This is a genomic window from Viridibacillus sp. NPDC096237 (assembly GCF_050278625.1).
In the GTDB taxonomy this organism is placed as follows: Bacteria; Bacillota; Bacilli; order Bacillales_A; family Planococcaceae; genus Viridibacillus.
The window spans coordinates 1-2,158 of the sequence record NZ_JBNNTI010000106.1 but is presented as its reverse complement, the minus strand read 5'-3'; the positions used below and the strand labels follow the sequence as shown (position 1 = coordinate 2,158).

Genomic DNA, 2,158 nt, shown 5'->3' with positions numbered 1-2,158 from the left:
AAAAATCGAATCATTCGTTGGCTAGATCGCTACTTTCCAGAATTTACTCAAGTCTTTCCGAATTTCGGGAAGATGGCACTTGCAACACTGGAAATAACGCCATTACCAAAGGATATTGCTGTATAATGATAATAAAGTTATTGAATTTTGATTATTAAAAGCTAAGAGCCTTACTTCATTCTACGTAGCAAGGCTCTTTAAAGTTGTTTCAAATTGCATCCATCTTTTTATATAATACTTAAAAAATGAATAATAAAGTTGTTTACTTCTTATTGAACTAACGCATTTGTTCGTTTAAGTGTAACTCTTCACAATTACTTGATATTATATGGGTGAATAGAAAGATAAATTAAAATTTAGTTTAGTAGTTGTAAAAGTAGGTTATTTATATTATTCTCTTATAATTTTTCAAAAAGGAGAGTTTATGAAAAAGATTATTGTTTTTGTATTAACGATATTTATATTATTCTCAGGATTCGCAACACAAAGTTATGCGTTGTCAGATTCGAAATCTGCGGCAATACAAGCGTTGCTAGATGATGCCTGTCGTATATCAGGTGTGCCGGGAATGTCAATCTCAATACTTGCTGATGATGAAGTGTTCTACTTTTCTTCAGGGTATGCAGACCGTGAAAAGGGGTTGTCTGCAAGTGAAAATACACTCTATGAGTTAGCCTCGGTCAGTAAAGCTTTTACCGGTATGGGTATTATGCTGTTGGAAGAGCAAGGGCTGCTCTCAACGACTGACCCTGTCCAAAAATATTTACCTTGGTTTACGTTAAAGTATCAAGGAAAACCTGTTGATATGAAAAGCCTTACACTAAATAACTTTCTTCACCATACCAGTGGTCTAACAAATATTAGGCATACTCAAAATATTCCACAAGGCAATACACCGGATATGTTGCAAAAGACTGTGGAAATGCTCGTAGATGCTGAATTGGCGTTCCCTCCCGGTGAACAGTATAACTATGGAACCGTTAATTATGACGTATTGGGTTTGGTTATTGAGATTGTGTCGCGACAAAGCTATGAAGACTTTATGAGGGAACAGGTATTTCAGCCGTTAGGTCTTCACCAGACGTATGTTTATAAAGAAGATGCTCAAGCCACTGGACAGTTGGCACAGGGCTACCGTTCTTCCTTTTTTATGACAACTCCATTTAAAGCTCCGGATTATGCTGGGAATAAACCCGCAGGCTACATCATTTCTAATACAAAAGATATGGCGCGTTGGATGGGCATACAGATGGGTATCGTGCAGAACATACCCGAAATGTTTCACTCGGTTATCGAAAAATCACATAGGGGTGATATGTCTGTTTCGGCTGTCAACGATATGTATTATGCGGCAGGCTGGTCGGTAAACGCCGACCAAACGATTATAGAACACACTGGGGGCAATCCAAATTTCAGAACCGAAGTAGCCATACTGCTAAATGAACGAACAGCCGTCAGCTTGCTGAGCAACGGCACAAATACCAATATAAACCTGGTACTAAAAGTTAAAGATATATTAGACGGCAATCTAACTCAGTCATATGAAATAAGCGGCACACAGCTTTTGGATATCATTTTGTCGTCTATCACAATTATTCTTTGCCTATTGGCCGTTTTGTTATTTCTCTTAGGATTACGCAGAAGGAAAACGAATGAGCGGCAGCCAATGACAAAAAAGAGAATAATCGTAACAGTTATTTTCCTGATTGCTACGATTGCCCTGGGTATACTGTGCTGTGCTTTCGATTGGTCAACGATACTTATTTGGCAAACATATAGTGTTCTTACAGCTTTGATTTCGTCAGCATTATTAACAGCAAGCATTACATGGTTTGTATACACTCACCGATAAAATACCTCGCTCCCAAGATAAACATAATGTTAAGTAATTAAATTTCAATTTATCAGTATGCTTAATTTGAAAAACATAAGACACTTCGGTGTCTTTTTTAATATCATCGACAATTTTCCCAGTCAAACCTAATTACTATTGCTTCCACTAACCTGCTCCGTACGTGGAATAAGGATTTTTAAACAACTATATTATTTTTTAAATGACTTTATTGAGTTAATTTCATAATTCTGAGCTCAGTCATATCAACGTCTTTCAGACAATAAAAAACAGGCACCTCCCCAAATTCGGTATAATGGTAGCGAC

The 2,158-nt window shown here is 37.0% G+C and carries 1 protein-coding gene; it reads left to right on the top strand.

What is annotated here, in order from left to right; genetic code table 11:
- Nucleotides 1-424 precede the first annotated feature (424 nt).
- Complete coding sequence (locus ACQKMD_RS21945; RefSeq protein ID WP_427754691.1) at nt 425-1,852, top strand: serine hydrolase domain-containing protein; 1,428 nt, start codon at nt 425-427, stop codon at nt 1,850-1,852.
- Nucleotides 1,853-2,158 lie beyond the last annotated feature (306 nt).